This is a genomic window from Micromonospora sp. NPDC049559, assembly GCF_040676675.1.
In the GTDB taxonomy this organism is placed as follows: domain Bacteria; phylum Actinomycetota; class Actinomycetes; order Mycobacteriales; family Micromonosporaceae; genus JBFAPK01.
Genome location: NZ_JBFAPK010000006.1, coordinates 110,995 through 136,500 on the forward strand (window position 1 = coordinate 110,995; position 25,506 = coordinate 136,500).

At 75.2% G+C, this 25,506-nt stretch carries 27 protein-coding genes and 1 pseudogene; 23 read left to right on the forward strand and 5 right to left on the reverse strand.

Features of this window, described 5'->3' with window-relative positions:
• Nucleotides 1-38: 38 nt before the first annotated feature.
• The 9 genes from AB0J86_RS10460 (at nucleotide 39) to AB0J86_RS10500 (ending at nucleotide 9,237) form a co-directional block, all read left to right on the forward strand.
• Nucleotides 39-842, forward strand: coding sequence for a DivIVA domain-containing protein (locus AB0J86_RS10460; protein ID WP_363855615.1), 804 nt, complete (start codon nucleotides 39-41; stop codon nucleotides 840-842).
• Nucleotides 843-900: 58 nt separating this feature from the next.
• Nucleotides 901-1,665 (forward strand): hypothetical protein, encoded by a 765-nt coding sequence (locus tag AB0J86_RS10465; RefSeq protein ID WP_363855617.1) that lies wholly within the window; start codon nucleotides 901-903, stop codon nucleotides 1,663-1,665.
• Between the two features lie 145 nt (nucleotides 1,666-1,810).
• Entirely contained in the window at nucleotides 1,811-2,098 is a 288-nt protein-coding gene (locus AB0J86_RS10470; RefSeq protein ID WP_363855619.1) for a DUF167 domain-containing protein, read from the forward strand.
• A 52-nt stretch (nucleotides 2,099-2,150) separates the two neighbouring features.
• Nucleotides 2,151-3,647 carry a potassium/proton antiporter gene (locus AB0J86_RS10475; RefSeq protein ID WP_363855621.1) on the forward strand — a complete coding sequence of 499 codons (1,497 nt, stop codon included), beginning with the start codon at nucleotides 2,151-2,153 and terminating at the stop codon, nucleotides 3,645-3,647.
• 459 nt (nucleotides 3,648-4,106) lie between these two features.
• Nucleotides 4,107-4,526 carry a TraR/DksA family transcriptional regulator gene (locus tag AB0J86_RS10480; protein WP_363855623.1) on the forward strand — a complete coding sequence of 140 codons (420 nt, stop codon included), beginning with the start codon at nucleotides 4,107-4,109 and terminating at the stop codon, nucleotides 4,524-4,526.
• 95 nt (nucleotides 4,527-4,621) lie between these two features.
• Nucleotides 4,622-5,323, forward strand: coding sequence for a signal peptidase II (lspA, locus tag AB0J86_RS10485; RefSeq protein WP_363855625.1), 702 nt, complete (start codon nucleotides 4,622-4,624; stop codon nucleotides 5,321-5,323).
• A 77-nt stretch (nucleotides 5,324-5,400) separates the two neighbouring features.
• A complete protein-coding gene (locus AB0J86_RS10490; protein WP_363855803.1) occupies nucleotides 5,401-6,279 on the forward strand; it encodes an RluA family pseudouridine synthase in 879 nt (292 codons plus the stop codon).
• 35 nt (nucleotides 6,280-6,314) lie between these two features.
• Nucleotides 6,315-7,394: a hypothetical protein gene (locus AB0J86_RS10495; protein ID WP_363855627.1), complete on the forward strand. Its 1,080-nt coding sequence runs from the start codon at nucleotides 6,315-6,317 to the stop codon at nucleotides 7,392-7,394.
• Nucleotides 7,395-7,542: 148 nt separating this feature from the next.
• Nucleotides 7,543-9,237 (forward strand): AAA family ATPase, encoded by a 1,695-nt coding sequence (locus tag AB0J86_RS10500; RefSeq protein WP_363855629.1) that lies wholly within the window; start codon nucleotides 7,543-7,545, stop codon nucleotides 9,235-9,237.
• A gap of 179 nt (nucleotides 9,238-9,416) precedes the next feature.
• Here AB0J86_RS10500 and AB0J86_RS10505 read toward each other — a convergent pair whose 3' ends face one another.
• Nucleotides 9,417-10,640, reverse strand: a complete 1,224-nt coding sequence (locus AB0J86_RS10505; RefSeq protein WP_363855631.1) for a hypothetical protein — start codon at nucleotides 10,638-10,640, stop codon at nucleotides 9,417-9,419.
• Between the two features lie 175 nt (nucleotides 10,641-10,815).
• Here AB0J86_RS10505 and AB0J86_RS10510 point away from each other — a divergent pair, with 175 nt between their 5' ends.
• On the forward strand, nucleotides 10,816-11,760 hold the full coding sequence (locus AB0J86_RS10510) for a hypothetical protein (protein WP_363855633.1): 945 nt from the start codon (nucleotides 10,816-10,818) through the stop codon (nucleotides 11,758-11,760).
• A 144-nt stretch (nucleotides 11,761-11,904) separates the two neighbouring features.
• Here the strand turns inward: AB0J86_RS10510 and AB0J86_RS10515 are convergent, their stop codons facing one another.
• Nucleotides 11,905-12,138 carry a hypothetical protein gene (locus AB0J86_RS10515; protein WP_363855635.1) on the reverse strand — a complete coding sequence of 78 codons (234 nt, stop codon included), beginning with the start codon at nucleotides 12,136-12,138 and terminating at the stop codon, nucleotides 11,905-11,907.
• Between the two features lie 354 nt (nucleotides 12,139-12,492).
• Here AB0J86_RS10515 and AB0J86_RS10520 point away from each other — a divergent pair.
• Nucleotides 12,493-13,224, forward strand: a pseudogene (locus tag AB0J86_RS10520) (DUF2567 domain-containing protein); the annotation flags it as partial.
• Nucleotides 13,225-13,660: 436 nt separating this feature from the next.
• Here the strand turns inward: AB0J86_RS10520 and AB0J86_RS10525 are convergent.
• A complete protein-coding gene (locus AB0J86_RS10525; RefSeq protein WP_363855636.1) occupies nucleotides 13,661-14,449 on the reverse strand; it encodes an LON peptidase substrate-binding domain-containing protein in 789 nt (262 codons plus the stop codon).
• 119 nt (nucleotides 14,450-14,568) lie between these two features.
• Between AB0J86_RS10525 and hisD the strand changes: the two genes are divergently transcribed.
• The 11 genes from hisD to hisF all read left to right on the forward strand — a co-directional run bounded on the left by hisD (nucleotide 14,569) and on the right by hisF (nucleotide 22,553).
• Nucleotides 14,569-15,915 carry a histidinol dehydrogenase gene (gene hisD, locus AB0J86_RS10530; protein ID WP_363855637.1) on the forward strand — a complete coding sequence of 449 codons (1,347 nt, stop codon included), beginning with the start codon at nucleotides 14,569-14,571 and terminating at the stop codon, nucleotides 15,913-15,915.
• Nucleotides 15,912-17,006: a histidinol-phosphate transaminase gene (locus AB0J86_RS10535; protein ID WP_363855639.1), complete on the forward strand. Its 1,095-nt coding sequence runs from the start codon at nucleotides 15,912-15,914 to the stop codon at nucleotides 17,004-17,006. Before hisD ends, AB0J86_RS10535 begins: the two co-directional genes overlap by 4 nt.
• On the forward strand, nucleotides 17,003-17,614 hold the full coding sequence (gene hisB, locus AB0J86_RS10540; RefSeq protein WP_363855640.1) for an imidazoleglycerol-phosphate dehydratase HisB: 612 nt from the start codon (nucleotides 17,003-17,005) through the stop codon (nucleotides 17,612-17,614). Before AB0J86_RS10535 ends, hisB begins: the two co-directional genes overlap by 4 nt.
• Entirely contained in the window at nucleotides 17,614-17,784 is a 171-nt protein-coding gene (locus AB0J86_RS10545; RefSeq protein ID WP_363855642.1) for a hypothetical protein, read from the forward strand. Before hisB ends, AB0J86_RS10545 begins: the two co-directional genes overlap by 1 nt.
• Nucleotides 17,784-18,404 carry an imidazole glycerol phosphate synthase subunit HisH gene (gene hisH, locus AB0J86_RS10550; RefSeq protein WP_363855644.1) on the forward strand — a complete coding sequence of 207 codons (621 nt, stop codon included), beginning with the start codon at nucleotides 17,784-17,786 and terminating at the stop codon, nucleotides 18,402-18,404. Before AB0J86_RS10545 ends, hisH begins: the two co-directional genes overlap by 1 nt.
• The gene (locus AB0J86_RS10555) at nucleotides 18,401-18,724 is read left to right on the forward strand and encodes a hypothetical protein (RefSeq protein ID WP_363855646.1); all 324 of its coding nucleotides are present in this window, start codon (nucleotides 18,401-18,403) and stop codon (nucleotides 18,722-18,724) included. Before hisH ends, AB0J86_RS10555 begins: the two co-directional genes overlap by 4 nt.
• Nucleotides 18,725-18,779: 55 nt before the next feature.
• Nucleotides 18,780-19,505, forward strand: a complete 726-nt coding sequence (gene priA / locus AB0J86_RS10560) for a bifunctional 1-(5-phosphoribosyl)-5-((5-phosphoribosylamino)methylideneamino)imidazole-4-carboxamide isomerase/phosphoribosylanthranilate isomerase PriA (protein ID WP_363855648.1) — start codon at nucleotides 18,780-18,782, stop codon at nucleotides 19,503-19,505.
• A 123-nt stretch (nucleotides 19,506-19,628) separates the two neighbouring features.
• A complete protein-coding gene (locus tag AB0J86_RS10565) occupies nucleotides 19,629-20,075 on the forward strand; it encodes a MarR family transcriptional regulator (RefSeq protein WP_363855650.1) in 447 nt (148 codons plus the stop codon).
• 128 nt (nucleotides 20,076-20,203) lie between these two features.
• The gene (locus AB0J86_RS10570) at nucleotides 20,204-20,629 is read left to right on the forward strand and encodes an organic hydroperoxide resistance protein (RefSeq protein ID WP_363855652.1); all 426 of its coding nucleotides are present in this window, start codon (nucleotides 20,204-20,206) and stop codon (nucleotides 20,627-20,629) included.
• A complete protein-coding gene (locus AB0J86_RS10575) occupies nucleotides 20,626-21,627 on the forward strand; it encodes an NADP-dependent oxidoreductase (RefSeq protein WP_363855654.1) in 1,002 nt (333 codons plus the stop codon). Before AB0J86_RS10570 ends, AB0J86_RS10575 begins: the two co-directional genes overlap by 4 nt.
• 155 nt (nucleotides 21,628-21,782) lie before the next feature.
• Entirely contained in the window at nucleotides 21,783-22,553 is a 771-nt protein-coding gene (hisF, locus tag AB0J86_RS10580) for an imidazole glycerol phosphate synthase subunit HisF (RefSeq protein WP_363855656.1), read from the forward strand.
• 33 nt (nucleotides 22,554-22,586) lie between these two features.
• On the opposite strand, the gene AB0J86_RS10585 is transcribed toward hisF, so the two are convergent.
• Entirely contained in the window at nucleotides 22,587-23,048 is a 462-nt protein-coding gene (locus AB0J86_RS10585) for a hypothetical protein (RefSeq protein ID WP_363855658.1), read from the reverse strand.
• A 175-nt stretch (nucleotides 23,049-23,223) separates the two neighbouring features.
• A complete protein-coding gene (locus AB0J86_RS10590) occupies nucleotides 23,224-23,877 on the reverse strand; it encodes a hypothetical protein (RefSeq protein WP_363855659.1) in 654 nt (217 codons plus the stop codon).
• A gap of 59 nt (nucleotides 23,878-23,936) precedes the next feature.
• On the opposite strand from AB0J86_RS10590, the gene AB0J86_RS10595 reads away from it, so the two are divergent.
• On the forward strand, nucleotides 23,937-25,391 hold the full coding sequence (locus tag AB0J86_RS10595) for a PLP-dependent aminotransferase family protein (RefSeq protein WP_363855661.1): 1,455 nt from the start codon (nucleotides 23,937-23,939) through the stop codon (nucleotides 25,389-25,391).
• Nucleotides 25,392-25,506: the final 115 nt, after the last annotated feature.

A 25,506-nucleotide genomic window follows, 5' to 3' on the forward strand; every position in this document is an offset into this window, starting at 1 on the left:
AGCGCGCTACGCGGCCGCAACTGACCCGAGGAGTTTCGATGCCGCTGACCCCGGCTGACGTGCATAACGTCGCATTCAAGAAGCCACCGATCGGCAAGCGGGGCTACGACGAGGAGGAGGTCGACGCCTTCCTGGACGAGGTCGAGCGCGAACTCGCCCGTCTGATCGAGGAGAACAACGAGCTGCGCGCCCAGGTGGAGCGCGGCGGCCGAGGCGGCGCGCCAGCCGGCCCGGGCGCCGACCCGCGACTGGCCGCCGAGCTCAACGAGGTCAAGGCCCAGCTCGAGCGGGTGCAGCGCGACAAGGCGGCGGCCGACCAGGCGGCCCGGGCGATGCAGGCCGAGCTGGAGCAGGTACGCGCCCAGGGCGGCCCGGCCGTCGGCGGCGACGGCGAGCAGCAGGCGCTGCGGGTGCTGATGATGGCCCAGCGCACGGCCGACGACCACGTCTCGGACGCCCGCCGCGAGGCCGACAAGCTGCTCTCCGACGCCAGGTCCAAGGCCGAGGAGGTCACCCGCGAGGCGCGCGCCAAGGCCGACGCGCTGGAGCGGGACGCGCGGCAGCGGCACCAGGAGGCCATGGGCGGCCTGGACGCCAAGCGCACCGCGCTGCAGAAGCACATCGAGGAGCTCAAGCAGTTCGAGCGGGAGTACCGCACCCGGCTCAAGGCCTACCTGGAGAGCCAGCTGCGCGACCTGGACGGGCGCGGTCAGGGGCTGGAGGCGGAGATGACCCGGACCGACGGCAATCGGTCCGTGGGCGGATCCGGCGGCCTCGCCACCGCGGGCCTCGCCAACTCCTACGGCGGGAGCCGCTCCGGCGCGCTCGAGGCCGGTCGCTGACCGAACCGTCGGACTCCCTGTCCTGTACTGCTGGCCAACGATGCGGCGGGGGTGAGCCGTGATAGTCGGAAGTCTGCTGCTCATCCTCGTCGCCGTCGCGCTGCTCGTGCTCGGCCTGGCGGACGGTTCGAGCATGCTGCTGATCGGCTCCATCGCGGCCAGCCTGCTGGCCGCGGTCGCGCTGGTGGTGGGTGCCCGCCAGGCGGCTGCCGCCCGCGCCGGAGCCGGCGACGACCCGCGGGGACCAGCCTCGGACGACGGGGCCGGCGAACCCCGGTTCCGCTGGGCCACCACCGACCCGGACGAGTCGCGGCGCGCGGGGCGTGCCGAGCCGTCCGGGCCGACGGTACCGACCCAGTACGGCCCCGAGGCGCCGTACGGTCCGGGGGCGCGCCCGGGCCCGGCGGCGCGGGAGGTCCCCGAGGACCGGTACGACCCTGAAGACCGGCTCGACGCGGAGGACCGGCTCGACGCCGAGGCCACCCGTACCGGCGACACCGACCGGCGGCAACCGGTCGGCTCGCCGGGACGCGGGCCCGGCTCCGCTCCCGGGAGCAGCGACGGCGCGGGCGACGACGAGCCACCGGCCGACGAGCCGGCGGCCCAGCAGGTGCCCGCGGACGACGCGGCCCGGGTCGCCCGGCTGGAGGCCGACGTACTGGTCGTCGACGGCCGTCCCCGCTACCACCTGGCGAGCTGCCCGCACCTGCGCGATCGGGAGAGCGAGCCGCTGCCGGTGCGCGAGGCGGTCGAGCTGGGCTTCACCCCCTGTGCCAGCTGCGAGCCGGACAGCGCGTTGCTCGCCGACGCGCGCCACGGCTGAGCCCGCGCCGGTGGCCGGCGGACCGCGCCCGACCGGGCGCGCCGACCGGACGAACCGGACTCATCGGACTCCCGCCCGCGCACCGGGCGCGTCCGCCCCGACCTCCGAGCGGAGCGCGGCGCGCGACGACGGTACGGCCCAGCGGTTGGCCGTACCGGTGCGGGTCAAGCCGGGTTCGTCCCGGGACCGCGTCGGCGGCCGGTACGACGGCCCGTACGGGCCCGCTCTGGTGATCTCGGTGACCGCCCCGGCGGTCGACGGTCGGGCCACCGAGGCGGCCCGCCGGGCCCTCGCGGAGGCGCTCGCGGTCCGGCCGGCCGCGGTGGCGCTGCGCTCCGGCGCGGCGAGCCGGGACAAGCTCTTCGACGTGGCGGCGCCGGCGGCGACGCTCGACGCGCGGCTGCGGCTCCTGCGCGACGGGCCCGCCCGATGAGGACCGCCGCCGCGGCGCCGGTCCGGCGGGGCGGCTCGACCGACCGACGATCGTGACCGGCCGGCTCGATCTCGCGCTGCTGATCGGCGCCGTGGTGCTCCTGGTCGCCGTCGCGGCGATCCGGTTCTCCACCCGCCTCGGGCTGCCGAGCCTGCTGACGTACCTCGCGCTCGGCATGGCGATCGGCGAGTCCGGGCTCGGCATCCGCTTCGACGACGCGACGCTCACGCGCGCCCTCGGGTTCTGCGCGCTCATCGTGATCATCGCCGAGGGCGGCCTGACCGCCCGCTGGAGCACGCTGCGGCCGATCCTCGGGGCGGCGGCGACGCTCTCGACCATCGGCGTGGGGGTGAGCATCGCCGTGGTCGGGCTGGTGGTGCACCTCCTGCTCGGGCTCGACTGGCGGCTCGCCCTGCTCTACGGCGCCGTACTCTCCTCGACCGACGCGGCGGCGGTCTTCGCCACCCTGCGCCGGCTGCGCCTGCCGCCCCGGCTGGTGGCGCTGCTGGAGGCCGAGTCGGGCATGAACGACGCTCCGGTCGTCCTGCTGGTCATCCTGCTCTCCGGACCGTCCTTCGGCACCCACGCGTGGTGGTGGGAGGTGTTGGTGGTCTGCTACGAGCTGGCGGTCGGCGCGGCGGTCGGCTTCCTGGTGGGGATGGCCGGCCGGTGGACGCTGCGGCGCGCCGCGCTCCCCTCCGCCGGCCTGTACCCGATCGCCGCGGTCGGGCTCACCGTGCTGGCGTACGCGGCCGGCGCGGTGCTGCACGCCTCCGGCTTCCTCGCCGTCTACGTGGCCGGCGTGGTGCTCGGCAACGCGCGGCTGCCGCACCGGCAGGCGATCCTCGGTTTCGCCGACGGACTCGCCTGGCTGGCGCAGATCGGCCTCTTCGTGCTCCTCGGGCTGCTGGTCTCGCCGGGCCGGCTGCACCACGCGGTGCTGCCCGCGATCGTCGCGGGGCTCGCGCTGGTGCTGCTGGCCCGCCCCCTGTCGGTGCTGGCGGCGGTGTCGCCGTTCCGGCTGCGCGCCCGGGACCAGGCGTTCCTCTCCTGGGCCGGGCTGCGTGGGGCGGTACCGATCGTGCTCGCCACCATCCCGCTGTCGCAGCGGCTGCCCGGGGCGGAGCAGCTCTTCGACGCGGTCTTCGTGCTCGTGGTGATCTTCACGCTGTTGCAGACCGGCACCCTCGCCCCGGCGGCGCGCCGGCTCGGGGTGACCGCCCCGGCCGAGGCGACCGAGCTGCGGGTGGAGACCGCGCCGCTGGAGCAGATGCAGGCCGACCTGCTGCAGTTGCAGGTACCGCCCGGCTCCCGGCTCGCCGGGGTGCACGTGGACGAGCTGCGGCTGCCCGTCGGCGCGTCGGTGACGCTCGTGCTGCGGGACGGCACCGGGTTCGTACCCTCGCCGGACACCCGACTGAAGGTCGGTGACGACCTGTTGATCGTCGCCACCCTCCAGGTGCGCGACGGGGCCGAGCGCCGGCTGCGGGCGGTGAGCCGCCGGGGCCGGCTGGCCCGCTGGTACGGGGAGGACGGCGCCCGGGACTAGGCCGCGTCCTGGCCGGCGCGGTTTGTCGTATTTGCGGAATATTCGTGCCTGATATGCGTCAGAGCGGTGCGCCATGTTGTCGCTCCTCTGTACGTTCCGTATTCTTGCCAACCTCCGGAGTGCGCGGCGTCCTGCCGCGCGCCCGTTTTGCAAGTGGGGGACGCCATGGCCGAGCGGGTGCGTACCGCCGGCCCGGCGGCCCGGGCATCCGGGACGCGGACCACCGCCGCCAGCGGTGACCGGGCCGCGCCGGCGCGCCGGAGGACCGACCCCGGTGGCCGGGCCGTCCGATCGGGGGAGCGAGGCTCGTCCGTCCGTACCGCCGCCGGCACCACGACAGCGGCCACGTCTGCCGGCGCGGCCGCTTCCCAAGGGGTTCGCCGGTCCACTGACCAGGGGCCGGGGCATCCTGTCCAGGCACCGCCGATCGCCGCGGAATCCGCGGCCAAGGGAGCGACGATGGCGAAGCCAGCCGACACGAAGACCGCCAGCCGCAAGCCGGCGGCGAAGGCCACCCGCAGTGCCGCGGAGACCGAGAAGATCAGGGCGGCACTGGAGGCCCGGCGGGCCGAGCTGCGCGGCGAGTACGATCAGACGCTGAGCGAGATCACCGAGCTGCAGCGGGACCGGCTCACCGACTCGGCCGGGGACGACCAGGCCGACACCGGTACCAAGACCTTCGAGCGCGAGCAGGAGATCTCCCTCGCCAACAGCATCCTGGAGCGGATCAACCAGGTGGAACGGGCCCTGGAGCGGCTCGACGAGGGCGGCTACGGCTGGTGCGAGCGGTGCGGCAACCCGATCCCGGTGGAGCGGCTCGCGGCGTTCCCGTCGGCGACCCTCTGCGTCGCCTGCAAGCAGCTCGAGGAGCGGCGCTAGCCGCGGCGACGGTCCCCGGTGCGGCGCTCCGGCGCGTCGCGCGCCATGATTGAGGACGACGGAAGGTACGACTGCTGAGCACCGATGGGGAGCAGATGACCGCGACACGGCCCGACGGGTCCCGTACCGACGAACCCGGCGGCGGCCGGACCCGGCGACGGGCCGTTGCGATCCTCGCGGTGACCGGGGTGCTGGTGCTGCTCGCCGACTCGGGCACCAAGCAGCTCGCGCTGAGCTCCCTGGAGGGGCGCGACCCGGTCCGGCTCCTCGGCGGCGCGGTGTACCTCACCCTCACCCGTAACAGCGGCGCGGCGTTCAGCCTCGGCTCCGACTACACCTGGGTCTTCCCGCTCATCACCGCGGCGGTGGTCGGCTGGATCTGCTGGATGGCGCTGCGGCTGCGCTCGGTGCCCTGGGCGATCTCGCTGGGCCTGGTGCTCGGCGGCGCGCTCGGCAACCTCACCGACCGGATCTTCCGGGCCCCGGGCGTCTTCCTCGGGCACGTGGTCGACATGGTCAGCCTCTTCGACCCGTACGGCCAGGCCTGGCCGATCTTCAACCTGGCCGACAGCTCGCTGGTCACCGGCGTACTGCTGGCGATCCTGCTCGAACTGACCGGGCGGCAGCGCGACGGCAGCCGGGCCCCGCGCGACCGCGGGCCGGCCCCGGCCGATGGCGGCGCGAGCGCCGCGGGCGGGGACGGCGCGCGGGCCGACGCCGCGACCGCGGAACCCGGCGCGGCCGGGACCGGGGTCCGCGCGGGCGCGGCCGAGGCGGGACGGCGGGAGTCGGCGTGACCTACCTCCACGACGCCGGGCCGCAGCGTCCGGCCGGCGACCGGCGCTCGCTGCCGGTACCCGACGGTCTCGACGGCATGCGGCTCGACCAGGCCGTGTCCCGCCTCTTCGGGCTCTCCCGCACCGCCGCGGCGACGCTGGTCGAGGCCGGGGACGCGCTCGTCGACGGGCTGCCCCGGCCGAAGTCGGACAAGGTCTCAGCGGGCTCCTGGCTGGAGGTCACGCTGCCGGCACCGGTCGCCGCGCCGGCCGTGGTGCCGCAGGCGGTGCCCGGCCTGCGGGTGGTCTACGCCGACGACGACATCGTGGTGGTCGACAAGCCGGTGGGCGTGGCGGCCCACCCGAGCCCCGGCTGGACCGGCCCGACCGTGATCGGCGGGCTCGCGGCCATGGGCCACACCATCGCCACCAGCGGCGCCGCCGAACGGCAGGGCGTGGTGCACCGGCTCGACGTCGGTACGACGGGCCTGATGGTGGTGGCCAAGAGCGAGCAGGCGTACAGCGTCCTCAAGCGCGCGTTCAAGGCCCGCGAGGTGGACAAGCGCTACCACGCGGTGGTCCAGGGACACCTCGACCCACTGCGCGGGACCATCGACGCGCCGATCGACCGGCATCCGAGCCACGACTACCGGTGGGCCGTCGTCTCCGGCGGCAAGCCGAGCGTCACCCACTACGACACGGTGGAGGCCTTCCCGGCGGCGAGCCTCGTCGACGTCCGGCTGGAGACCGGGCGTACGCACCAGATCCGGGTGCACTTCTCCGCCCTGCGCCACCCCTGCGTGGGCGACCTGACGTACGGCGCCGACCCGACGCTCGCCGCCCGGCTCGGACTGGATCGCCAGTGGCTGCATGCCCGTGCGCTCAGTTTCCTACACCCCCGTACGGCGGAAGAGGTTCGCTTCGTCAGCGACTACCCTGACGATTTGGAACATGCGCTCACCGTCCTGCGTGACTGACTGAGCGACGACCTACCGACCGCCCGAGCAGGGGAGTGCCGTACGTGCGCGCCGGCGAGCTGTTGCAACAGTTGGACCAACGACTTCTGCCGCCGTTGGCCCGGGCGTTGACCCGGCTGGGACACGGGCCGGTGCGGTTGCGGGTGCTGACCGGCGCCGCGCTGGTCTCCTCGGTGGCCGTACTGGTGACCGCCGTCTGGGCGGCCGACCGCCGGCCGCAGGGCGACCTCACGGTGGGGGACGTGACCCGGGTCGGCGTGCTCGAGGGCGAGTCCATCCCCGGCTACGTGCAGTCCAGCCGCAGCGAACTGGCCGCGATGGTGGCCGCGCCGCCGCTCGGGACCGACGGGGAGACCTACGCGCTGGTCACGCTCTCCGCGTACCTGGCGCCGGACCGGCTGGCACCGGTGCTGACCGGGGTCAGCGTCTCGGAGGTGTTCAGCCGGGTGCCGCTGCCCGACACGCAGACGCAGATCGTGCGTATTCCCGCCTTCCGGCTACCTGACGACGTGGTCGCCAACATGCTCCAGGTCGCCGAGCGCAAGGACCGGGAGGCGCGCGACTACCAGGAGCGCGGCGCCGCCCTGACCGGCGACGGCGACGAGGTGGACCGGCTGCGCGCGCTCTACGACAGCGGGGCCCGGGTGGCCGAGGCCGAGGCGACCGCGTACCGGTCGCGCTGCTCCTGCCTCTACGCGGCCGTGGTGCGCGCCGCGCCGGCGGACCTGCAGCGGGTGGCCGGCCGCCCCGAGGTACGCGCGGTCGACCCGGCGCCCGAGGTGCAGCGGCTGGACCGGGCCGTCTTCTCGCCGCCCCTGCCGGAGCAGGACGACGTGGTGCGCCCGCCGGCCGACGGCGGGCTCTCCGGGCAGGAGGACGGAAAGAGCCTCGCCCCCGGCGAGCAGCCCCAGCCCGGGACCGACGAGCCGTCCCCCCCGGTCGCGCCGACCGCGAGCACGCCCGGACCGCCGGGCGGGCCCGGCACGCCCGAGCCCTCGGCCGGGCAGGACCAGCCGACCGCCGACCCGCCGCAGGAGACGCCGAGCGAGGCGGCGCCCCGGCCCGAATCCATCGGCGCGGATCCCACGCAGAGCCCGGAGACGGCGGTATCATGATCGGCTGCGGTGGGCCGGCCGGGTGGCGGCCGGACGGATCCCGATGAGCGGGCATCCGTACCGCGGCGTGCGCGCTCCGGTGTGGCCCGAATAGGGTTTGCTTCGTAGCCTGTCAGGCGGGGATCGATGGCGCTGGGGAGGGCGAGCCGTGGACGGCACCGAGACCGGCTGGGGCCGGCCGGCGGAACCAGCACCGCGCTGGCGCGCGCTGCTCGACCGGGCGCGGCTCGGCGGCCGTACCACCGATCAGGAGGATCTGGAGGAGCGGCGGCCCGGCTCCGGCGGTGAGCCACCGCACCGGCAGCCGGGCGGCAACGGCTTCCCGGTCCGCGGCGGCCAGCCGGGGGAGCCGGGTTACGGCGGCGAGTCGGGTTACGGCGGCCAGCCCGGACCGAACGGCGCGGAGCCGGAGGGCGGGCCGCCCGTCCAGTCGCGCTGGGCCGCGCTGGAGACCGGCTACCAGCCCGATCCCGGACGCCCGCCCGCGCCCCGGTACGCCGCGCCCGGCACGCCCCGCTACGCCTGGCCGACGGAGCCGACCCCGCCCGCCGAGTCGCGGTACGTCCCGCCGGCGCCGGCCGCGCCGGTCTCGCCCGAGCAGCCGCAGTACCCCACCCGACCGGCCGACCCGCGCTACGCCGCGCCGGCCGATCCGCGCTACGGCGCCCAGCAACCGGCCGCCCCGGCGGATCCGCGCTACCCGGGCCCGCCCGCGACGCCCGTCGCGCCGGCCGACCCGCGCTACCCCGGGCCGGCGGCCGACCCGCGCTATCCGGCCACGCCCGGGACGCCCGACGCCCGCTACGCCGCCGCGGCCCCGCCGGCCGCCCCGCCCGCGACCGCGCCGGCCGGTGCGGCGGACGCCCGCTACGCCGCCGCGGCCGTTCCTCCGGTGGCCCCGGCCGCGGGCGAGTCCCGGTACGCCGCGCTGGATCCCGGCTACCGGCCCGAGCCGGCGGCCTACGTGCCGCCGCCGCGCAACCCGCTGGAGGGCGGCCGGCGTGGGCGCGGCTGGCGGCCGAACCGGCCGGACCCGGAGATCGAACGGGCCGTCAACGTGCTCCGCCGCGACCTCGGCACCTCACGGGTGGTCGCCTTCGCGAACCCGAAGGGTGGCGTGCACAAGACCACCGCGACGGTGCTCGGCGCGGCCACCATCGGCAGCGTGCGCGGCCGGGGGGTGCTGGCCTGGGACGACAACGAACTGCGCGGCACGCTCGGCCTGCGCGCCGGCAGCGCCCGGCACGCCCGTACGATCAAGCACCTCATCGCCGACCTGGACGACATCGAGGCGCGCCACGGCGCGGACCTGACCGGCCGGCTCGACGACTACCTGCGGCACGCCTCCGACGGGTCGTACGACGTGCTGGCCGGGGAGGAGAGCCCCCGCTTCGCCCAGCGCCTCGACGAGCAGACCGTGCGCCGCGTGCTCGAACTGCTCCGTCGGACCCACGACGTCATCTGCGTGGACACCGGCAACAACGTGGAGAGCGTCAACTGGCAGACCGTGCTACGGGCGGCCGACCAGCTCGTGATCACCACGGTGCCGCGCGAGGACGCCGCGTTCACCGCCGACTGGATGCTCGACCTGCTGCACGACATCGGCATGAGCGAGCTGGCCGAGAACGCGGTCACCCTGCTCTCCTGCCCCACCCCGGGACGCTCGCCGCTCCTGGGCGACCTGGAGAAGCACTTCGCCACCCGGACGCGGGCCGTCGCCGTGGTCCCGTACGACCCGGCGCTGGAGACCGGGTCGTCGATCGAGTACGGCCTGCTCCAGGACGAGACGCGGCAGGCGTGGCTGCGGGCGGTGTCGATGATGGTGGAGCCGTTCGCGCGCTGACGTCGTCTCTATCGGCCGTCGCGGGTTGCGGTTCTGGGTGGGGCCCGCCGTACCCCGCGAAGCCCGTCAGGCTTGATGTCTTCGCGGGGTACGGAGGGCCCCACCCCTCGGGGTGCCGGACCCGTCCGTCGGTCGCCGCCGTCGCCGGGCCGGTCTGCGGGCGGCTCAGGGGCGCTCGGTCAGGGGAGGGTGGAGAGCGGGAGGGCGAAGATGGTGCGTTGGTTGGGCCACTCGGTCTGCGACCAGACCAGCCCGGTGCTGTACCAGTAGGTGAGCGCCTCCGGGTGCAGCGCCCAGCACATGTTCGGCGAGGTGCCGGGGTTCGTGCAGGTCGCCGACACCCCGGCCGCGCCCGGGGTCAACCGCCAGAGCTGCCCGGGATAGCTGGCCGAGCTGTGCGCCACGTACCAGCGGCCGTTGTACGACAGCACGCCCTGGGCGTTGGCGACCCCGCTGGCGTACGCCTCGTTCGCGGCCGTGGCGGGCAGGTAGTCCGCGGCGAACGGGTACCGGAACAGCCGGCTGCCCTGCCCGTCGGCGAAGTACTCGGACGCGACGAGGCTGTCCGGGCTGGTGCTGCGGTCCAGCGAGATCGAGGAGAAGCAGGGCGTGCCGGTGTTGGTCGCCATGCTGCACGTACCGGCGGCGTAGCTGTAGTAACCGATCTGCGGCAGCACGTACTGGTAGCCGTAGGCGGCCCAGCCCTTGCTCGTCCGGCCGATCGTCGCCGCGTTGTCGGTGGTTTCGAGGATGTGGGACATGCTGAAGACCCGGATCGCCGTGCTCGTGTTGCCGACGGCGGTGACCAGCAGCTTGTCGCCGTACCAGATCATGCCGCCGAGGTGCGCCTTCGCGGCCGAGAAGGTGCTGCCGGTCGAGTTCGGCGCCACCAGGTACGCCCACCGGTAGCGGGCGGCGGACGGGTTGTTGTAGTCGATGAAGGCGATTCGGGCGTCGTTGTGCCGGCCGTCGTCCACCGTGTACTGCCACCCGGAGATGAGCAGCTGGTTCGCGCCCCAGGCGCCGTCGTCGTCGGCGTCGCCCGAGCTGGTGATGCCCTGCGGGTTCCAGCTCGCGACGGCGGTGTCGCTGTCGTCCCAGCAGAGCTTGGTGGTGGCGGCCGGCGCGATCGGCAGCGCCGCGTTCTCGGTGGCGTCGCAGGTCTTCATCGTGTGGTTGGCGTCGCCGAGGATCGTCGCCACCCCCACGTTCGGCAGCGCGGCGTCGAGCGCGCTGATGGCGGCGCTCGGGGTCGGGTGCCAGACCAGCCCGTACCGCGAGGCGTCGAGGGCGGTGAGCGGGTCGGCGTAGGCGGCGAGCGCCGGGCCGGCCGGCGCGACGGCGGTGGCGGCGAGGGCCAGTACCCCGGCCGTGGCGGCGTGGACGAATCTTCTCAGCTTCACGTGGCCTCCCCGTGGTGCGCCCGTCCCCGCTGGTGGGCGCGGTATGGAGCACGTTAACCGAGCATGTCAACTTCCTTCAATATCTATGTCTATTGGGGAAACTTTCGCCATGGGTGGGGTGGCCGCGGCGGGGGCGGGGACGCGGGTGGATGTCCGGGTCTCGCATACTGCCGGGGTGACGGTACAGCTGCGACGGTGGTGGACGCTGGACGACGTCGAGGCCGGAGCCCTGGCCGCCTCGATCGCCGAGCGCGTGGGCGCGACCCTGGTCGGCGTCGCGCCGCACGAGTACGCGGGCCGGCCCGGCCGCACGGCGCTCTTCGAGCTGCGGGGACGGCGGTACGCGTTCGTGCCGGGCGCCGAGGCCGGCCTCGGCTACGACGGGACCCGGTTCGTCCCCACGCCGGAACAGCGGGAGAGCTTCGCCGTCGCCGCCGACGAGTACGGCCTCCAGTCCGGTCTCCAGGAGTTCGTCGACTCGATGACCTCGCCGCCGCGCACCGCCGAGGTCCCGCCGATGCTCGTCTCGGTGGAGGCGGTGGACGCCGCCGAGACGCCGGTGCCGCCGGACCACCCGCACATCACCGAGCTGCTCGCGAAGATGCGCGGCACCCTGCGCGACCATCCGCAGCCGCCGGAGATCACCTGGTACCAGCAGGCCCGGGTGGTGCTCGGCCACGACTGGACGGTACGCGCCGCCTGGCTGATCGAGGTGCCCACGTACGGGGCGGCGGTGGAGCGCCTCGCGGCGGCCGGCCAGCGGCTGCTCACCCCGGACGAGTGGGAGTACGCCTGCGGTGCGGGCGCCGCCACGCTCTTCCGCTGGGGCGACGACTCGCCGCCGGACGACCCGTACTCGTCCGCCACCGGCCCGCACCGGCTGCCCAACGCGTTCGGGCTGGAGATCGGCCAGGATCCGTACCGGGACGAACGGACCGCCGACCCCGAGGTGGTCTGCGGTGGCGACGGCGGCGGCATGCTCTGCGGCGGTGCCGGCGGCTTCCTGAGCTGGCTCACCCTGGCCACGGCCTACCGGGACGTCGAGCACGGGCGCTGGGCGCACGAGCGCGACGGTGACGCGTCGGGCCTGCTGCTGCGGCCGGTGATCCCACTCGACTGACCCGCCGCGCAACCGGCGGCGGTCGGTCCGGGCCGCGTCGGGCCGGGGCTGCGGTCGGTCCGGGCCGCGTCGGGCCGGGGCTGCGGACGGTCGGCGGTTAACGCGGGTGGTCGGTCGAGGTGACCCTCGGCGGGCGGCCCGGGCTTACGGTGCGCGCAGGGCGGCGGCCCGTACCAGGGTCTCGATCCGGCCGAGCGGCATGCCGTCGCGGCCGAGCTGCTGCCCCCGGACCCACACCCACTCGCCGTCGCACGGCTCGGTGTGGTCGGGAAGGACGGACTCGACCCGGACGAAGAGGGCGCAGACGCCGTTGCGCCACTGCTCCTTCGACAGTTGCACGATCGTGCCGGCCGGCACGTCGGGCGGTGGAACGCTCATACCTCCCGTCCCTCCCTTCCCTTTCTCGTGGACATCCGGTCGGCCCGCGGCTGGGCGCGACCGGGCGGCCGGGCGCGGCGCAGCAGGAGGCCCCGGCGCCGCCCGGCTCCCGCCCCTGCCAATTCTGGAGGTTCCGGTGTCGGCATGGCGCCACGAAGAGCGTCGTATAGGCGACTCTGGGCAGCACTGGCGCGGCGGGGTCGGGCGTGCTGCGGACTCGGGGCCGGACGCGCTGTGGGCGCCGGCGCGGCCCCGTCCGTCGGTTGCCGGCCCCGCCGCGTGGCCACCGGAGGCAGGGAGCGGTTCGACCGATCCGGCGCTCACGGCGACCGCCGCGCCTGAGAGGATCAGCGGGTGAGTCCGGCAAACCCCGATTCCCAGCCGCACGGCGACGAGGGCGAGACCGGCGACGGCGACGCCGGTCGGCCGGCGGCCTCCGCCCCGTCCCGCCCCGAGCCGCAGCCGCAGTACCCCGCACAGACGTGGCCGCCGCCCTATCCCGGGTACCCGGCCACCCCGGCCGCGCGGCGACGGCCCGGCCGCGCCCTGCTCACCGGGGCCGCCGTGGTGCTCGCGCTCGTCGTGCTCGGGGCGCCGCTCGGGCTGCTCTGGACCGCGCTCGCGCCGGCGGTACCGGTGATCAAGGTCGATGGCGGGGTGCAGCCCGTCCAGCCGCAGCCCGAGGAGCTGATCGCGGCCGACGGCTGGTTCAGCCTGCTCGGCCTCGGGTTCGGGGTGCTCGCCGCGATCGTGGTCTGGCTGGTGGTGCGCCGGTACCGTGGCCCGATCGGGCTGATCGCGGTCGGTCTCGGTGGGCTCGGCGCGGCCGTCGTGGCGTGGCGGGTCGGCCGGTTGGTCGGCCTCGACACCTACCGGCACCTGCTGGCCTCCGCGCCGGTCGACACCGCCTTCACCAAGCCGCCGGACCTGCGCGCCGGCCGCTTCGAGTGGCTGTACGGCTTCATCCCCACGCTCCAGGGCGATCTGCTGCTGCCCGCGTTCGGCGCGATCGTGACGTACACGCTGCTGGCCGGCTGGTCCCGCTGGCCGTCGCTGCGTCCGGAGCCCGCGCCGGACGCCGACTGGGTGATGGCGCTGCCGACACCGGGCGGCGGCCTCCCGGTCGGAGCCGCCGGCCCCGCGACGGCGGCCCCCGCCGCGGTGACGACGGATTCCGGCCCGGTGACGACGAATCCCGGCCCGGTGACGACGGATTCCGGCCCGGTGCAGGCGGATCCCGGCCCGCCCACGGCGGGACCGGACGGGCCGGCGCCGGCGGGTCCTGCCGTGGAGGCCGCGGGACCGGACGGGCCGGCGGCAGAACCGGACGGGCGGGCGGCAGACCCGGACGGGCCGGCGACGGCGAGGCCGGTCGCGGGGACCGCGGGGCCGGACGGGCCGGCGACGGCCGACGGCGGCGACGCCGGGGCGGGCGCGGGAGAGCCGGCCACACCCGGCCCGGCCGGTTCGGGCCCGGCTGGTTCGGGCCCGGCTGGTTCGGGCCCGGCTAGTTCGGGCCCGGCTAGTTCGGGCTCGGCGGAACGGCCAGCTCCGTCAGCGGCACCGGCACCGCCCGGACCTGACGCAGCAGCGTCGCCTCGCGACTGAGCAGCCGCAGCTCGGCCCGGAGCCGCTCGGCGGTGTCGGGCATGGCCAGCAGGCGCTGCCGGTCGGCGAGGGTGAGCGCCGCCGTGGCGGCCACCAGGTGCGAGATCACGGTCGGGTCGTCCGGCAGCTGTTCGGAGAGTTCGTCCGGATCGTCCCGGATCAGGCCGAGGTACTGCCGGAAGACCGCGAGCACCCGGGGGGCGAGCAGGTCGGCGACCTCCTCCTGGCCGGCCGGCTCCGGCAGCCACTCGACCTCGGCGGTCAGGTACGGCGCGGAGCTCTGGTCGACGTCGAGCAGCCGGAACCGCCGCCGCCCGACCGTGACCAGGTCGAACCGCCCGTCCTCCAGCTCGGTCACCTGCCGCAGCTCGGCCGTGCAGCCCACCTCGTAGAGGGTGACCTCCTGCCCGGCCGGTACGCCGCCCGGCGACGTCGAGGCCGGACGCAGCTCCAGGTCGGCGGCGGCCGGCGGCCTGGACAGGTCGATCTCCGTCACCGGGCCGGTCGGCCCGGCCGGCGCCGTCGGGCCCGACCAACCGCTGCGAATCGCGACCACGCCGAACTCCCGGGGGCCGCTGCCGTCGGGGAGCCCGACCAGGTGCCGGACGAGTTCCCGGTACCGCTCCTCGAAGATGTGCAGCGGTAACACGAGTCCCGGGAAGAGCACCGTCCCGAGCGGAAAGATCGGTAGCCGCGCGCGCACCGGTCGAGCCTAGCCCCGCCGTGGCCGTCGTTGTCCACGGCGTGGGCGTGGCCGGGTTCACCGTCCCGGTCGTTGGGCGGTGGCCGGCCCCGGGCGGCCGGACGCCTAAACTCGTACGGGTGTTGAAACGGATCGACCTGCGCGATAGCACCCGGGACCCGCGAGGGCTACTGCCCCGGGCCCAGCTCGACGTCTCCGTGGCGGTGGACCGGATCCGCCCGATCGTCGAGGCGGTGCGCGAGCATGGTTTCCCGGCGATCCGTACCGCCACCCAGGAGTTCGACGGCGTCACGCTGAACCGGCTGCGGGTGCCGGCCGAGGCGATCGAGGCGGCCGAGCGCACGCTCGACCCCGACGTACGGGCCGCGCTGCACGAGTCGATCGCGCGCGCCCGCCGGGTCCACGCCGACCAGCGGCGGGCCGACGTCACCACCGACGTGGTGCCGGGCGGCACGGTCACCGAGCGGTGGGTCCCGGTCGACCGGGTCGGCCTCTACGTCCCGGGCGGCCTGGCCATGTACCCGTCGACCGTGGTGATGAACGTGGTCCCCGCCCAGGTGGCCGGGGTCCGCTCGCTGGTGGTGGCGAGCCCGCCGCAGCGCGACAACGACGGCCTGCCCGACGCCCGGGTGCTCGCGGCCTGCGCGCTGCTCGGCGTGGACGAGGTCTACGCGGTGGGCGGTGCCCAGGCCGTCGCGATGCTGGCCTACGGCGCCGCGACCGACGCCGAGGGCGGCGACCACTGCGCGCCGGTCGACATGATCACCGGACCGGGGAACATCTGGGTGACCGCCGCCAAGCGGCTGTTGCGCGGCGTGGTCGGCATCGACGCCGAGGCGGGCCCGACCGAGATCGCGATCCTCGCCGACGAGACCGCCGACCCGGCACACGTCGCCGCCGACCTGATCAGCCAGGCCGAGCACGACCCGCTCGCCGCGAGCGTCCTGGTCACCCCCTCGGTCGCGCTGCTCGACGCGGTCGAGCGGGAGCTGACCCGGCAGGTGGCGGCCACCAAGCACAGCGAGCGGGTGAGCACGGCGCTCGGCGGCGACCAGAGCGGGGCGGTGCTGGTCGCGGACCTGGAGGCCGGGCTGCGGGTGGTCGACGCGTACGCCGCGGAGCACCTGGAGATCCAGACCCGGGACGCCCGGGCGTGGGCGCTTCGGGTACGCAACGCCGGGGCGATCTTCGTGGGGCCGTACGCGCCGGTGTCGCTCGGCGACTACTGCGCCGGCTCCAACCACGTGCTCCCCACCGGCGGCTGCGCGCGCCACTCCTCGGGGCTCTCGGTCCAGTCGTTCCTGCGCGGCATCCACATCGTCGAGTACGACGAGGCGGCGCTGCGCGCCGTGGCCCCGCACGTGGTGACCCTGGCCAACGTGGAGGACCTGCCCGCGCACGGGCAGGCCGTGCAGGCGCGCTTCGCCGCCCGCGCCGACCGGGACGCGACGGCGGGTCCGGCATGACCACGATGGACGACCTGCCGCTCCGCGACGACCTGCGCGGCCGCAGCCCGTACGGGGCGCCGCAGCTGGACGTGGCGGTGCGGCTGAACACGAACGAGAACTCGTACCCGGTGCCGGAGGCGGTGGCGGAGGCCATCGGCAAGGCGCTCGCGGCCGAGCTGCGCGACCTGAACCGCTACCCGGACCGGGACGCGGTGGCGCTGCGCGCCGACCTCGCCGACTACCTGGGACACGGGCTCGCCGCGGCCAACGTCTGGGCCGCCAACGGCTCGAACGAGGTCCAGCAGCAACTGCTGCAGGCGTTCGGCGGTCCGGGGCGCACCGCCCTGGGCTTCACCCCGGCGTACTCGATGCACCCGCTGCTGGCGCTCGGCACCGGTACCTCCTGGGTGGACGGGCGGCGCGGGCCGGGCTTCGCGCTGACCGCGATCCAGGCCGTGGAGCAGGTCCGCGCGCACCGGCCGGACCTGGTCTTCCTCTGTTCGCCGAACAACCCGACCGGCACGGCGCTGGCGCCCGAGGTGGTGGCGGCCGTGCTCGCCGAGGCGCCGGGCATGGTGGTGGTCGACGAGGCGTACGCCGAGTTCGCCCGCCCGGGCACGCCGAGCGCGCTGGAGGCGCTGCCCGGCCACCCCCGGCTGGTGGTCACCCGCACCATGAGCAAGGCGTTCGGCTTCGCCGGCGGGCGGCTCGGCTACCTGGCCGCCGACCCCGCGGTGGTGGACGCGGTGCAGCTGGTCCGGCTGCCGTACCACCTCTCCGCGCTGACCCAGGCGGCGGCCCGGGCGGCGCTGGCCCACCGGGACGCGCTGCTCGCCACCGTCGAGGCGATCAAGGAGCAGCGGGACCGGATCGTGGCCGAGCTGCGCGGCCGGGGACTGACCGTGGCCGACAGCGACGCGAACTTCGTACTCTTCGAGGTCGGCGGGGACCAGACGGTGGCCTGGCGCGCGCTGCTCGACCGCGGCGTGCTGGTCCGCGACGTCGGGCTGCCCGGCTGGCTGCGGGTCACCGCGGGTACCCCGGCCGAGACCGATTCGTTCCTGGCCGCGCTGGACGCGGTACCGGTGGAGAGGAAGGCGGGGCGATGAGCCGTACGGCCCGGATCGAGCGGACCACGGCCGAGACGAAGGTGCTGGTGGAGCTGGATCTCGACGGCGGCGGCCGGGGCGAGATCAGCACCGGCGTCGGCTTCTACGATCACATGCTCAACCAGATCGCCCGGCACGGCGGCTTCGACCTCACCGTGCAGACCGTCGGCGACCTGGAGATCGACGCGCATCACACGATGGAGGACACGGCGCTGGCGCTCGGCGCCGCGTTCGCCCAGGCGCTGGGGGACAAGGCCGGCATCCGGCGGTACGGCTCGGCCACGGTACCGATGGACGAGGTGCTGGTGCAGGCCGCCGTCGACCTCTCCGGCCGGCCGTACGTGGTGCACGACGAGCCGCTGCTGGCCCCGTACATCGGGCCGGTCTACCCGACCAGCATGACCCGGCACATCTGGGAGTCGTTCGGGCAGGCCGCCCGGATGACCCTGCACGTCTCGGTGCTGCGGGCGGCCCGCCCGGGTGGCCACCCCGACGCGCACCACGTGGTGGAGTGCCAGTTCAAGGCGGTTTCCCGGGCGCTGCGCGAGGCGGTCTCGATCGACCCCCGCGCGGCCGGCGCGATCCCCAGCACGAAGGGGACCCTCTGATGGGGACGCTGCTGCCGATCCTGCTCTTCGCCCTGGCCGGGGTGCTGGTCGGCGGCGCCTTCTCGATGTACCGCCAGGGCGCGGCGCGGGGAGTGGTCGGCTTCGTCGCCCTGCTCGCCCTGCTCGCCACGGCCGGCGGGGTCCTCTGGCTCGTACCGGGAGACGGCTGATGCCCGACGTGGTGGTGCTCGACTACGGCTCCGGCAACCTGCGCTCGGCGGAGCGGGCCGTCGCCCGGGCCGGTGCCCGGGTGACCGTCACGGCCGATCTCGCCGCGGCCGCGGAGGCCGACGGGCTGGTGGTGCCCGGGGTCGGCGCGTTCGCGGCCTGCATGGCCGGGATCGACGCGCTCGGCGCGGGGCCGGTCATCGCCGAGCGGGTCGCCGCCGGCCGCCCGGTGCTCGGCATCTGCGTCGGCATGCAGGTGCTCTTCGAGTACGGCGAGGAGCACGGTGTGGTCACCAAGGGCCTGGGCCTGCTGCCCGGCGGGGTGACCCGGCTGGCCGCCCGGCGGCTGCCGCACATGGGCTGGAACACGGTCACCACGCCGGCCGGCACCCGGCTCTTCGCGGGCCTGACCGACGGCGCACGCTTCTACTTCGTCCACTCGTACGCCGCGACCGACGCGGCCGGGCTGAGCGCCGCGGGCGCACTGGCCACCACGGCCACCCACGAGGCGAGCTTCGTCGCGGGGGTGGAGCGGGGCGTGCTCTCGGCGGCGCAGTTCCACCCGGAGAAGTCCGGCGACGCCGGCGCGACGCTGCTGCGCAACTGGCTGGCCGGCCTTTGAGTAAGGAGCGGGCGCGGCGCCGGGCCGAGCGGCTCGCCGTCGCGGAGCGGGAGCGCCGCGTCCGGGCCCGCCGGGTGGCCCGCCGCCAGCGTCGCCGGGCCCTGGTACGCCGGCTCACGCCGCGGCTGCCGAACCGGCGCACCGGCCGGCTCGCCCGCCGGAGCCGGGGCGAGCGGGCGGCCATCGCGGTAGTCTCGCTGGCACTGCTGGCCGTGATCTGGCTGCTCGTGCCGAGCCTGGCGCTGCGGCTGGCGCTGACGGCCCTGCTGGTGCTGGGGCTGCCGGCGTTCGTGGTGATCGCGCTGGGTCGCCGTACCTGACCGGTCGGACCGGCCCGCGAGGATTGATCCGCTGGACCACAGACAGGAGATCGAGTTGAGCCTCACCCTGCTTCCCGCCGTCGACGTGGCCGACGGCCGGGCGGTACGCCTCGTCCAGGGGGCCGCCGGCAGCGAGACGAGCTACGGCGACCCGCTGGAGGCGGCGCTGGCCTGGCAGCGCGACGGCGCCACCTGGATCCACCTGGTCGACCTCGACGCCGCCTTCGGGCGGGGCTCGAACGCGCACCTGCTCGCGGAGGTGGTGCGGCAGCTCGACGTGGCGGTGGAGCTGTCGGGCGGCATCCGCGACGACGAGTCGCTGCGGGCGGCGCTCGGCACCGGCGCGGCCCGGGTCAACATCGGTACCGCCGCGCTGGAGAACCCGAGCTGGTGCGACCGGGTCGTCGGCGAGTACGGCGACCGGGTGGCGATCGGGCTGGACGTGCGGGGTCGTACCCTCTCCGCCCGGGGCTGGACCCGTGACGGCGGCGACCTCTTCGAGGTGCTCGAACGCCTGGACAAGGCGGGCGCCGCGCGGTACGTGGTGACCGACATCACCAAGGACGGCACGATGCGCGGGCCGAACCTGGAGCTGCTGCGCGAGGTCTGCGCCCGTACCGACGCCCCGGTGATCGCCTCCGGCGGCGTCTCGACCCTCGACGACCTGCGGGCGCTCGCCACACTGGAGCCGCTCGGCGTCGAGGGCGTCATCGCCGGGAAGGCGCTCTACGCCGAGGCGTTCACGGTCGCCGAGGCGCTGGAGGTGCTGGCGGCGGCCTGACGGTTCGCGTCCCGCCCGGGTCCGGCCGGACCACCCCCGACCGGGCCCGCGTGTGGACGTCGCGTGGGTCTCCTCCGGGTCGTATCTGTTGCGCGCAATTCAATCGCGGACTAGCGTTCGGGCGTGGTCGACGTTCTGACGCTGCGCCGGCAGGTGTGCTTTCCGCTCTACGCGGCGTCCCGGGCCGTCACCGACCTCTACCGGCCGATCCTGGACGAGTTCGGGCTGACCTACCCGCAGTACCTGGTGCTGCTCGTCCTCTGGGAGCACCCCGACGAGCCGCAGACCGTCAAGCGGATCGGCGAGTGCCTCCACCTCGACTCGGGCACCCTCTCGCCGCTGCTCAAGCGGCTGGAGCGGGGCGGACTGGTCACCCGCAGCCGGTCGCCCCGGGACGAGCGTTCGGTGGAGGTCGGGCTCACCGAGGCCGGGCGCGCGCTGCGCGACCGGGTCGAGGACGTGCCCGGACGGATCCAGCGGGGCACCGGCCTCTCCGAGGCGGAGCTGGTCGCGCTCCGCCGCACGCTGGACCGGCTCATCGAGTCGACCCGACAGCCGCACCGGCGGTGAGAGCACGATAGCCGCACCGGTGATGGAAGTCCCACGGCCGCACCGGCGGTGAAAGCCCGACAGCCGGACCGGTGGTGCGGACAGCCGCACCGACCGACCCGGCACGACAGTTGAAGGAGCGCGGAACCATGCAGGTCCTCTACACCGCACACGCCCGGTCCACCGGCGAGGGACGCTCGGGCCACGTGGCCACCTCCGACGGCACCGTCGACCTCGACCTGGCCCTACCGAAGGAGATGGGTGGCCCCGGCGGTGCCGCCAACCCGGAGCAGCTCTTCGCCGCCGGCTACGCGGCCTGCTTCCACTCCGCGCTGCGCGGCGTGGCCCGGCGCGCCAAGGTCGAGGTCTCCGAAGCGGCGATCGAGGCATCGGTCGGCATCGGCAAGCTCGACAACGGCGGCTTCGGCCTGACCGTGGCGCTCGCCGTCGAGCTGCCCGGGGTCGACCAGGAGACCGCCCGGCAGCTGCTGGAGCAGGCGCACCAGGTCTGCCCGTACTCGAACGCGGTCCGGGGCAACGTCGAGGTGACGCTCACCGTACGGGAGGCGCGGTGACGGCGGAGAGCCTGGAGATCCACCTGGCCAGCCGTCCCGTCGGCTGGCCGACGGCGGAGAACTTCGCGCTGGTCCGGGTGCCGGTGCCGACCCCCGGACCGGGGCAGGTGCTGGTCCGCAACCAGCTGATCTCCGTCGACCCGTACATGCGCGGCCGGATGAACGACGCGAAGTCGTACGTGCCGCCGTTCGAGGTCGGCGCGGTGCTGGAGGGCGGGGCGATCGGTGCGGTCGTCGCCTCCGAGGCCGACGGGATCGCCCCGGGCGACCTGGTCCTGCACGGCAAGGGCTGGCGGGAGTACGCCGTCGTCGACGCCGCCTCGGCCCGGGTGCTCGACCCGGAGCTGGCGCCCGTCTCGGCGTACCTCGGTCCGCTGGGCGGCAACGGGCTCACCGCGTACGCCGGGCTGCTGGAGGTGGCCGCGATGAAGCCCGGCGAGACGGTCTTCGTCTCCGCCGCGGCCGGCTCGGTGGGGAGCCTCGCCGGCCAGATCGCCAAGCTCAAGGGCGCGGCCCGGGTGGTCGGCAGCGCCGGCTCCGCCGCCAAGGTCGAGCGGCTGCTGGCGCTCGGTTTCGACGCCGCGTTCGACTACCACGACGGGCCGATCCGCGAGTCGCTGCGGACGGCCGCGCCGGACGGGATCGACGTCTACTTCGACAACGTGGGCGGCGACCACCTGGAGGCCGCGATCGGCGCCCTCCGGACGTTCGGCCGGGCCGCGCTCTGCGGCGCGATCGCCCAGTACAACGCGACCGAGCCCACCCCGGCGCCGCGCAACCTGGCCGCGGTGATCACCAAGCGGCTCACCCTGCGCGGATTCATCGTCACCGACCACGCCGCGCTGAGCGGCCAGTTCCTGCGCGAGATGTCCGGCTGGCTGCGCGCGGGCGAGCTGCGGTACGACGAGACCTTCGTCGACGGGCTGGAGAACACGCCCGACGCCTTCCTCGGCGTCCTGCGCGGCGAGAACCTCGGCAAGATGCTGGTCCGCGTCTGACCCGCCCCCGCCCGGCCCTGCCCCCGCCCTGCCCCCGTCCCCGCCCGGCCCCCGTCCCCGCCGATCATGGAGTCGTGGCGCTCGCAAAAGCCGCATAGGTCCACGTAATGCCGACCACAAATCCATGATCGACGGGGGCGGCTAGGCTCGGGGGCATGACGGTGGCGGTACGGGTGATCCCCTGTCTGGACGTGGACGCCGGGCGGGTGGTCAAGGGGGTCAACTTCCTCGACCTGCGGGACGCGGGCGACCCGGTCGAGCTGGCGGCGGCGTACGACGCGGCCGGGGCGGACGAGCTGACCTTCCTCGACGTCACGGCCTCGTCCGACGACCGGGGCACGATGCTGGACGTGGTGCGCCGCACCGCCGAGTCCGTCTTCATCCCGTTGACCGTGGGCGGCGGCGTGCGCCGGGTCGCCGACGTCGACACGTTGCTGCGGGCCGGGGCCGACAAGGTGGGCGTGAACACCGCCGCCATCGCCCGCCCGGAGCTGATCGCCGAGATCGCCGAGCGGTTCGGCCGGCAGGTGCTGGTGCTCTCGCTGGACGTACGGCGGGCACCGGCGGGCACGGTCACGGAGAGCGGCTTCGAGGTCACCACCCACGGTGGGCGGCGCGGCACCGGGCTGGACGCGGTGGCCTGGGCCCGCCGCGGCGCCGAGCTGGGGGCGGGGGAGATCCTGCTCAACTCGATGGACGCCGACGGCACGAAGTCCGGCTTCGACCTGGAGCTGATCGGGGCGGTCCGCCGGGCCGTGGACGTACCGGTGATCGCCAGCGGCGGGGCCGGCGCGGTGGCCGACTTCCCGCCCGCCGTGGCGGCGGGCGCGGACGCGGTGCTCGCGGCCAGCGTCTTCCACTTCGGCGAGCTGACCATCGGCGAGGTCAAGGACGAGCTGCGCGGCGCCGGGCACGTGGTGCGCTGACGCCGCCCCGACCACGGGCGCGCCGGGACCGGGTCAGCCGGACGAGGACTCCTGGGCCGGACGGCGGCGGACCGGCTGCCCCGTCCGTACCGCGAACTCCTGCACGGCGGCGGCATGCTCGTCGTCGCCGAGCGTCCAGTCCGAGGTGCCCGGGGTGTGCCGGCGGCTGAGCACGCCGTGCACGGCCTCCACGGTCGTGCCGAAGCCGCCGTTCGGCCGGGTGCGCCACAGGTGCTCGCCGGCCGGGGTCACCCGGAACCAGCCGTCCGAGACGGTGATCAGTCCCGCGCCGGCCAGCCGGCGAACGGCGGCCTCGACCTCGTGCCGGGCGGGCAGGGACCGGTTCAGGTGGTCAGCGGTGGAGAGCACGTCGGCGAGGCGTACCCCCTCCGGACGTCTGGTGGTCGCCGCCCGCCGGTGCCGACCGGCGCCGCCGGCGATCACCAGCGATACGAAGATCCACGCGTCCGCCCACCGCCATCCCTCTTCCCCCATGGCAAAGATGATGCCGTGCCGGCGGCGCCGAGGGAACCGTTGAGGCAAGGGATTTCCTGCCAGACCGGCCGCCTTCCGTCCACTGAGGATGGACGAGCGGAGAACGGCGCGGTCAGGCGGGCGGCGGCGCGGTGCGGTGGTGGCGCGGTGCGGTGGTGGCGCGGTGCGGCGGTGGTCAGGCCGGGTGGGCGTCCGGGGTCGCGGCGGGCGGTAGCGCGGCGGGCGGCGGTACCCGGAACAACGGGATGAACACGTGCGCGAGCGGGCCGATGAGCAGCGCGTACGCCACGGTGCCGACCCCGACGGTGCCGCCGAGCAGCCAGCCCACCGCCAGTACGGTGACCTCGATGACGGTACGGGTCAGCCGGATGGAGCGGCCCGGACGCCGTGCCACGAAGCCGGTCATCAACCCGTCCCGGGGACCGGGGCCGAGTCGGGCGCCGAGGTAGAGCCCGGTGGCCATGCCGTTGAGCACGATGCCGGCGGCGAGGAAGCCGACCCGGACGGGCAGCGGCTGCGGGGTGGGCAGGAGCGCGAGCGCGGCGTCGACGACGAGGCCGATGACCACGACGTTGCTGACCGTACCGAGCCCCGGGCGCTGCCGCAGCGGGATCCAGAGCAGCAGGACGAGCGCGCCGACCACGATGGTGACCGTCCCCATGGAGAGCCCGGTCAGCCTGGTGAGTCCCTGGTGGAAGACGTCCCACGGATCGAGGCCGAGGGTGGCTTCGATCATCAGCGCCATGCTGAAGCCGTAGAGCGCCAATCCGACGTAGAGCTGGACGAGACGCCGGACCAGGTGATCCCGCCGGTTGCCTATCTTGGTCATGCGTGCCACTCTGAGGGCCAATAAGGAGCCGTTGAAGAGCCAATCTGCCGGAGGTGGCCATGACCGGGTCGGTACGTGGGCCCCAATTGGCCCGCTTGCTCGGACAGTGGCACCCCCTGCCGGGTCGCCGCCGCAGCCCCGACTATCTGGCCCTGGCCGGTTCGGTACGCGGCCTGCTCTCCGACGGCCGGCTGCCGCTGGGCGTACGGCTGCCGGCCGAGCGGGAGCTGGCCGAGGCGCTGCGGGTCAGCCGTACCACGGTCACCGCCGCGTACCGCGAACTGCGCGAGAGTGGGCACCTGACCAGCCGCCGCGGCGCCGGCAGCTGGACCACCCTGCCGACCGGACACCGCTTCGTCAGCTCCGGCGTGTGGGGCCCGTCGGACGACCTCGACATGATCGACCTGGCCTGCGCGGCGCTGGCGGCCCCGGTCGAGCTGCTCGGCGCGGCCCGGGCCGCCGCCAACGACCTCGCCTGCTACCTCGGCGACGCCGGGTACCACCACACCGGGATCATCGAGCTGCGCGAGGCGGTGGCCCGCGGCTACGAGGCGCGAGGGCTGCCCACCAGCCCCGACCAGATCATGATCACCAACGGTACGCAGCACGCGCTGGACCTGGCGCTGCGCGCGGCCCTGCCGCCCGGCGCGAGCGTGCTGGTCGAGTCCCCGACCTATCCCAACGCGCTGGCCGCCCTCACCGCGCGCCGGGCCCGGATCGGCACCCACGGACTCGCCGCCGACGGCGTCGGCTGGGACGCCGAGCTGCTGCTCGGCAGCCTGCGGCAGACCCGCCCGCAACTGGCCTACCTGATCCCCGAGTTCCAGAACCCGACCGGTCACCTGATGCCGGTCGAGCTGCGCGAGCGCCTCGTCGCCACCGCGCACGCCACCGGCACCGACCTCATCGTCGACGAGTCCTTCGTCGACGTGCCGCTGGACGGCACGGTCGTGCCGCCGCCCGTCGCGGCCTTCGACCGGCACTCCCGGGTCATCAGCATCGGCGGCATGAGCAAGCCCTACTGGGGTGGCCTGCGCATCGGCTGGGTGCGTGCCTCCGTACCGCAGGTGCAGCGTCTCGCCGCCGCCCGGGTCGGGGTGGACATGGCCAGCCCCGTGCTCGACCAGCTCGTCGCCGTCCACCTGCTCGCGGACGCCGCCACCATCGTCCCGGCCCGCCGGGCCCTGCTGGCGGCGCAGCGGGACGCGCTGCTCGACGCGCTGCGCCGGACGCTGCCCGAGTGGCGGGTCACCGTTCCGCGCGGCGGGGTCGGGCTCTGGGCGGAGCTGGACGGCCCGATCTCCAGCGCCCTCACCCGGGCCGCCGGAGAGGTCGGGGTACGCCTCGCCGCCGGCCCCCGGTTCGGCGCCGACGGTACGCTCGAACGCTTCCTGCGGCTGCCCTTCACCCTGCCCGCACCCGAGTTGACCGAGGCGGTGCAGCGGATCGCCGCGGTCCGCTACGACCTCGACCGGGCGGAGCGACCCCGCTGGCGCGAACCGGTCATCGCCTGACCCGGCCCGCGACCCGTCCCCGCGGCGGCGGCCGTCGTCCGGGCGGTACCGGCGCGCGAGGCAGGGGGCCGGTGCCTCCGGCGCACTCACGCGCGCCGGCCCGCTTCCGGCGGGC

Bases quoted from the DNA above. Each gene is read 5' to 3' on its own strand.
- AB0J86_RS10460 (WP_363855615.1), top strand. From the start codon at position 39: ATGCCGCTGACCCCGGCTGACGTGCATAACGTCGCATTCAAGAAGCCA.
- AB0J86_RS10480 (WP_363855623.1), top strand. From the start codon at position 4,107: ATGGCGAAGCCAGCCGACACGAAGACCGCCAGCCGCAAGCCGGCGGCG.
- lspA (WP_363855625.1), top strand. From the start codon at position 4,622: ATGACCGCGACACGGCCCGACGGGTCCCGTACCGACGAACCCGGCGGC.
- AB0J86_RS10490 (WP_363855803.1), top strand. From the start codon at position 5,401: ATGCGGCTCGACCAGGCCGTGTCCCGCCTCTTCGGGCTCTCCCGCACC.
- AB0J86_RS10515 (WP_363855635.1), bottom strand. From the start codon at position 12,138: ATGAGCGTTCCACCGCCCGACGTGCCGGCCGGCACGATCGTGCAACTG.
- AB0J86_RS10535 (WP_363855639.1), top strand. From the start codon at position 15,912: ATGACCACGATGGACGACCTGCCGCTCCGCGACGACCTGCGCGGCCGC.
- hisB (WP_363855640.1), top strand. From the start codon at position 17,003: ATGAGCCGTACGGCCCGGATCGAGCGGACCACGGCCGAGACGAAGGTG.
- AB0J86_RS10545 (WP_363855642.1), top strand. From the start codon at position 17,614: ATGGGGACGCTGCTGCCGATCCTGCTCTTCGCCCTGGCCGGGGTGCTG.
- hisH (WP_363855644.1), top strand. From the start codon at position 17,784: ATGCCCGACGTGGTGGTGCTCGACTACGGCTCCGGCAACCTGCGCTCG.
- AB0J86_RS10570 (WP_363855652.1), top strand. From the start codon at position 20,204: ATGCAGGTCCTCTACACCGCACACGCCCGGTCCACCGGCGAGGGACGC.
- hisF (WP_363855656.1), top strand. From the start codon at position 21,783: ATGACGGTGGCGGTACGGGTGATCCCCTGTCTGGACGTGGACGCCGGG.
- AB0J86_RS10585 (WP_363855658.1), bottom strand. From the start codon at position 23,048: ATGGGGGAAGAGGGATGGCGGTGGGCGGACGCGTGGATCTTCGTATCG.
- AB0J86_RS10590 (WP_363855659.1), bottom strand. From the start codon at position 23,877: ATGACCAAGATAGGCAACCGGCGGGATCACCTGGTCCGGCGTCTCGTC.
- AB0J86_RS10595 (WP_363855661.1), top strand. From the start codon at position 23,937: ATGACCGGGTCGGTACGTGGGCCCCAATTGGCCCGCTTGCTCGGACAG.